The sequence below is a fragment of the Luteibacter sp. genome, from assembly GCF_051958795.1.
Taxonomy (GTDB): domain Bacteria; phylum Pseudomonadota; class Gammaproteobacteria; order Xanthomonadales; family Rhodanobacteraceae; genus Luteibacter.
Map to the genome: position 1 here is coordinate 1 of NZ_JBQCFT010000059.1, position 5,962 is coordinate 5,962.

The following is a 5,962-nucleotide window of genomic DNA, read 5'->3' on the forward strand; positions in this document are numbered from 1 at the left end:
AGCCCGCCTCAACCACCAGTCGGATGGCTTCAGCCTTGACGGCCGGGGAAATTATCTTGAAACCCATAGATCACCTCGCAGGAGATTTTGCTCCTACTGGTGGTCCAGAAAAACCCGGCCACTACAGGTGGGCTCCTACGGTGGTGCGTCGAGTGCCTTAGATCGAACGCACGCGGAAATTCCGCCCCTTGATCTTCCCTTCGCGCAGGCGGTTGAGCGCCTTGTTTGCAAGGTCGCGCTTGATCGCGACGTACGCGCGGGTCGCATATACATCGATCTTGCCGATGTCGTTGCCGTTGAGGCCGGCGTCGCCGGTGAGTGCGCCGAGGATGTCGCCGGGGCGGAGCTTGTCCTTGCGGCCGGCGTCGATCACCAGGGTTTTCATCGGTGCGAGGTTCAGCACCTTGCGGCCATCGCCGGGCTTGGCCGGGTAGCGGGCGAAAGGCTTGCCGACCTTCTCCTCGATGGCGCGCACCTTGTTCAGTTCGCGCGAGCCCGCCAGGGTGATGGCGAGGCCGCTGGCGCCGGCGCGGCCGGTGCGGCCGCTGCGGTGGGTGTGGGTGTCGGGGTCGTGGGCGACGTCGTAGCTCACGACCATCGGGAGGCCGGCGATGTCCAGGCCGCGTGCGGCGACATCGGTGGCGACGAGGACGTTGCAGCTGCGGTTGGCGAAGCGGACGAGGGCTTCGTCGCGGTCGCGCTGGTCGAGGTCGCCGTGCAGGGCGAGCGCGCTGAAGCCGAGCTTGTCGAGCGCGGCGGCGAGTTCGTCGGTGTCCTTGCGCATGTTGCAGAACACCAGCGCGGATTCCGGCTTTTCATGGCCGAGGATGCGCGCGAGCACATCGGTCTTCAGCGACGGCTCTACTTCGACGAGGCGCTGTTCGATCGTGTTTTCACTGTGCGGCTCGTCGATGGTGACGAGCACCGGATCCTTCTGCACGCGGCCGCTGACGGCGCGGATCTCATCCGGGTAGGTCGCGGAGAACAGCAGTGTCTGGTGATGCTTCGAGATGCGTTTGATGATGTCGTCGATGGCTTCCTCGAAGCCCATGTCGAGCATGCGATCGGCTTCATCGAGCACGAACGTGGTGATGCCGCCACCGTGCAGGCTGCCGCGCTTCAGGTGTTCCTGCACGCGGCCCGGCGTACCGACCACGATATGCGGATCGTGTTCCAGCGAGGCGAGCTGCGGGCCGAGCGGCATGCCGCCGCACAGGGTGAGCAGCTTCACGTTGGGGATGTTCGTGGCGAGGCGGCGGATCGACTTGGCGACCTGGTCGGCGAGCTCGCGGGTGGGGCAGAGCACCAGCGCCTGCAGGCGGATCTCCGAAGGATCCAGCCGCTGCAGCAGGCCCAGGCCGAACGCCGCGGTCTTGCCGCTGCCCGTGCGCGCTTCGGCCAGGACATCGCGGCCGGCAAGGATGGGCGGCAGGCTTTCCTGCTGCACCGGGGTCATCTCGGTGTAGCCGATGGTTTCGATGGCGGCGAGCAGGGCCGGGGAGAGGGGGAGCTGGCTGAAGGCATTCATGCGGGGGATTTTCGCATGAAAGGGTGAGGGGGCCTGATATCGCGCGCGAGCGCGCTCCCACAAGGGCGGGGCTAGGGGGCGGGGTTGGTGGCCTGGACGGCGGCGTGGGAGGCCTGGTCGAGGTGGGCGTAGGCGAGGCTGGCCAGGTAGAGGCCGACCGCGGCGGCCGTGTACCAGAGGTAGCGCCGGGCCTTGTCGGAGAGGCGGCGCTGGCGCCGCGCCACGCCGTGGCTCGGCAGGGCGCGTTCGGCGCGCGCGCGCCGGAACCGGCCTACGCGCGGGTGGCCGACGGCCGGGCGATCCGTGTCGTGCGCTTCATCGCGCTGCATATCCATGTGTTTTCCCCTGGGGTCCGCGCGGTGCGGACGCTGCGAATCCTAGGTGGCTTCAGGGCTCTCCGCCAGTGCCGGTCGCGGGTCCGGGCGTCGCGAGTGGCGGCGGCGCGGGCGCGACCCCCGCATGCCGGTATACCTCGTCTGTCCCGGCGACCCCGCGTACCTGCGCGGTATGGATCTGGCGGATATACCAGGTGTAGAGCGTGAGCATGGCGACCGCCATGACCAGGGCCGCGGCGACGGCGGCGATGGCGGCCATGCGACTGCCTTCACGGCGATCGACCGTCCGCTCAGCCGTGTTGCGCGTGCTGCTCACCGGCGTCCAGCTGGGCGCTTCGGGCGAGGAAGGGTACGGCTCGCCTTCGGCGTCGATCGGCCCCAGCATCGCCCGCAGGGCCCGGCCATCCACGAGCCGCACGTGGCGGAAACGGGCGGCTGCGTCCACCGCTTCGCGGGTGAATTCGCCCGAGGTGATGAGTAGCGCCCCGGTCGCGCCCAACTGGGGCAATTGCCCGATCAGGTGGTGTACGTCGGTATGCGGGACCTGGAACGCGGTCCAGTGCCTGCACGTCGCGACGATGGTCTCCTCACCCCTGACCAGGACCAGGTCGATGCCACGGGAGGCGCCTTCGCTGGAGGGCGAGCGATCCACGCTGTAGCCGAGACCTTCGAAATGCACGGCGATGTGCTGCTGGAAGTCGCGCCACGAAAGCCGGCTCAGGGCATCCTCGTAGCGATGCCGTACGGGCTTGAAGGCGGCGCTCAAGCGCCACGCTCCGGCGGATGGATCACTGGTACACGGCGCCCACCGGCACCACGGACAACGGCCATGTCGATTCCCCTGTATCCCCGGCTGCCGTCGCCCCCGCGACGGATCCCACCGGACGCTGGAATTTACCGTGTCCCGGCAGGCATTGATGTAGTCCTGCGCCTACACGTTCGCGGAAAGAAACCGCATTCCGCGAAGGGCCCGTGAAATTAAGGCTGCGGCACGCTGCCGCTTCGTACAATGCGATGCGAATGCACACCACATCGAAGGAGAGCCGCGTGCGGAACTGGAAAGCAGGCGTCGGGCTGGCCCTGGCATGCATCACACCGTGGGCTCACGCCGCTGGCTTCGATTGCAGGAAGGCAGGGACCACGGTGGAGAAGGCGATCTGCGCCGCGCCGAAGATCTCGGCCGTGGATGGCCAACTCGGCGAAGCCTTCACGGCAGCCCTGAAAAGCCACCCCGACATGGCCGACGCGTTGAAGCTCGACCAACGCCATTGGCTGGCATCGCGCGACGCGACGCTTTCGGCGTATCCCTCCATCAAGGAGGCGGAAAGCAGCGTGTTGCCGCTTTACAGGTCGCGCATCGCTGTTCTCAAGGGACTCGACGCGGCGTCGTGGCCAAAGCCGTTTGACGCCTTGCGCGCCGCACTCCCGAAGCTGCCGGCCACGGGCGCCACCGTGCCGGCCGACTTCGTGAAGGCCGGCGCCGACGTCACGCTGGCGGAAGATGTCCGCCTCGAAAGCGCTTCGGCCTTTCCCTACCAGCCGGACAAGTCGCTCGCCGATGCGCTGCGCGATCTAGAAAGCGCAGGCGGCTACCGCAAGCTCGCCGGTTCGCCGATCAGCTCGGTGTGGTCGATCGGCGGCACCGCGCACTGCTGGACCGAAGCGCCGTTCCGCATCCAGGGCAAGCAGGCGATCGCCGTGCCATCGCCCTCGGTATGGGGTGACGGCGATTGCATGACCGACCACGGCATGGCCCGGATCGCCGGCCAGTACGCCGTTTACGTGGTGGGCGATGGTTCGCCCGATGAAGTGAACCTCGATACCGCCGTGTGGAACGGGAAGGGGTTCGACAAGGGCCAGCGCCTGGTCCTGCGTTTCGACCACGCGCTCAAGGCGGAGGCGAGCGCATGCGCGCCGGGGAAGGGCGCGTGCGACGAGTTCGCAAAGGCAGCCATGGCCATCGCGACGCGCTACGACCGCAGCCCGCAGAAGGGCACCCTGGACAACGCTTTCCCGTCGTATGACAAGGCCGCTTACGCGGCCGTGCTCAAGGCGGCACGCCTCACGGGTGGCCCGTTGGAAAAGGACGGCCAGCCGCCCGAACTGCCTTTGCTCGACAGCAGCGGGCGCATGGCCGGCTTCAGCAGCGATGCGGCGGTTTTCCCGCTGGTTTTCCGCGGTGAAACCCTGCTCGGCCTGATCGACCATGGCCACGTGGGCTGGCGTGAAAACAATGACTGGATGGTTGCCGCGTGGCGCCTGCGCGACGGCAAGGCCGAGCCGGCCGCCGCGGCCTACATCACCGTCACCCGTGACAAACTGCTGCTGGCCACCCCGGTCCCGGCGCCGCCACCCCAATCCCTCTGAGACGACCCGCGCGATGCAAACCTTCGCCACCAGCATGTCCAACACCGTGCGTTGGATCGGGATCCTGACCGTCGTGATCGTGGTGGTCGGCATCGCCATCGTGATGTCGCGCGATACGCCCGCCACGCTGGCCGTGCCTCTTGCCGGCATCCTCGCCCTCGCACTCGCGCTGAGCTATGCGCTCTCGCCGTTGCGCTATGAAATGGGCGGCGGGCGCCTCGTCATCCGCCGCCAGGTCGGCCGATCCACCGTGGAGCTGCGCGGCGCCCTGGTCCGCGAGGACACGGAAGCGTTCAAGGGCCTGGTCCGCGTGTTCGGCAACGGCGGCTTCTTCGCGTTCGATGGGCTGTTCTACTCGCGCCGGCTCGGCATGGTGAAGGTTGCCGCGCGCCGACGCGACCATGGCATCGTCATCCAGCCGCCCGGCGGCCGCCCGTTGCTGGTGTCACCCGATGATCCACGGGCGTTCATCGCCGCTGCGGTCGGCGAGGGTGCGCTGCTGTCGGACTGATGTCGGTGAGGTGACAAGCCCTGGCGCGGTGGTGGTATACACCTTGGTACCCCACGCGGCAGGAGCTGACCCCCATGGCACGTGCTTCACGGATGTCCTCAATCGTCGTCGCCGCGCTCGCGCTTGGCACGTTCGCTGCCTCGGCGGGCGCTGCCGATACCGCGGGCTGGGACCATGGCCGGCGGGTCTACGTACTGCCCGACCAGCGCGGCGCCGAGCTTGGCCTGGTCGCTTACGTGGACCGCCCGACGCACCGTGTTTCCTATGGATTCCGCGTGCTGCCGCAGCGCGCCGATTGTTCGGCGGGCGCCATCGGGCGCACGGCCACGTTCGATATCGAAGGCCAGCGCCTGACGTTCCGCCGTGAATGCGTGGAAGGCACGTTTACCTTCGTGCCGCGGAGCACGCCCACCCGCTATGCGTTCGAAAGGCTACTGGCCACGCATCCGGTCCTGCACATGCGCGGGCCGTCGTTCTTCCCGTTCTCGTTCGACCTGGCGGGCCTCCCGGCCGTGCACCAGGCGCTGAACGTCACGCTGGCCAGCCGCGAGCGGCGCTGATCACCACCAGCGGAGCGTAAGGTTCATCCGGACCGCTTCGTCCTTCGTGGCACCCATGTACGTGCTCGGATAGGTCGGGCCGTGGGTGACGGAAAAATGGTAGTCATGGCCGGACCAGGGCCGGGGCGGGCCCATGTCCCGGGCGACCGCCTCGGAGACGGCCGAACTGCTGTACTGCCAGCCGCTGGCCGACGGGGTCGTCGTCACGCCGCCGCCCGGCGTGCCGCGCTCTTCGGCCGCCCGGGCCGGTTGGGCCAGGCACAGGGCCGCCCCCACGAGGAGCGTGGCGAACACGGTCGCTTTTGGCCGCGGCGCGGCAGGGTACGAAAAGCTCATGGGCGCTGGATTCCCCGGAATGGCGCGACGGGAAACCTACACCGGTTTCCCTCTCACGGGAAGGCTGCAACGGCTGTGCCACGGCGTGTGAAGGCCGCTGGCGGCTTTTCACTGATGTGAAGCCCCAAGGGGGGCTTTTGTGGGAGCGGGGGGGGGGGCGGGCGCGGGCGGGGGGCCCCCCCCCCCGCCCCACCCCGCGCCCCCCCCCCCCCCCCCCCCCGGCGCCCCCGCCCCCCACCCGCCCGCCGCGCCGGCGCCGCGGCGGCCGCTCCAGCCCGCGCCCCCCGCCCCGCCCGCCGCCCCCGACCACCACGTGCACCGCGCG

The 5,962-nt window shown here is 68.9% G+C and carries 7 protein-coding genes; 3 read left to right on the plus strand and 4 right to left on the minus strand.

The annotated features are described in order from the left end of the window. Window positions 1–157: 157 nt before the first annotated feature. From dbpA to ACTHLF_RS03305, 3 genes are all read right to left on the minus strand, one after another. Window positions 158–1,528, minus strand: coding sequence for an ATP-dependent RNA helicase DbpA (gene dbpA / locus ACTHLF_RS03295; RefSeq protein ID WP_440324848.1), 1,371 nt, complete (start codon window positions 1,526–1,528; stop codon window positions 158–160). A gap of 71 nt (window positions 1,529–1,599) precedes the next feature. Beyond that, the gene (locus tag ACTHLF_RS03300; protein ID WP_440324850.1) at window positions 1,600–1,863 is read right to left on the minus strand and encodes a hypothetical protein; all 264 of its coding nucleotides are present in this window, start codon (window positions 1,861–1,863) and stop codon (window positions 1,600–1,602) included. Between the two features lie 52 nt (window positions 1,864–1,915). Next, entirely contained in the window at window positions 1,916–2,629 is a 714-nt protein-coding gene (locus ACTHLF_RS03305; RefSeq protein ID WP_440324852.1) for a restriction endonuclease, read from the minus strand. Between the two features lie 281 nt (window positions 2,630–2,910). Here ACTHLF_RS03305 and ACTHLF_RS03310 point away from each other — a divergent pair, with 281 nt between their 5' ends. The 3 genes from ACTHLF_RS03310 (at window position 2,911) to ACTHLF_RS03320 (ending at window position 5,301) form a co-directional block, all read left to right on the plus strand. Further along, window positions 2,911–4,230, plus strand: coding sequence for a lysozyme inhibitor LprI family protein (locus tag ACTHLF_RS03310; protein WP_440324854.1), 1,320 nt, complete (start codon window positions 2,911–2,913; stop codon window positions 4,228–4,230). A gap of 13 nt (window positions 4,231–4,243) precedes the next feature. Next, window positions 4,244–4,741 (plus strand): PH domain-containing protein, encoded by a 498-nt coding sequence (locus ACTHLF_RS03315; protein ID WP_440324855.1) that lies wholly within the window; start codon window positions 4,244–4,246, stop codon window positions 4,739–4,741. A gap of 74 nt (window positions 4,742–4,815) precedes the next feature. Then, window positions 4,816–5,301 (plus strand): hypothetical protein, encoded by a 486-nt coding sequence (locus ACTHLF_RS03320; RefSeq protein WP_440324857.1) that lies wholly within the window; start codon window positions 4,816–4,818, stop codon window positions 5,299–5,301. Here ACTHLF_RS03320 and ACTHLF_RS03325 read toward each other — a convergent pair whose 3' ends face one another. Continuing rightward, entirely contained in the window at window positions 5,302–5,637 is a 336-nt protein-coding gene (locus ACTHLF_RS03325) for a hypothetical protein (RefSeq protein ID WP_440324859.1), read from the minus strand. Window positions 5,638–5,962 lie beyond the last annotated feature (325 nt).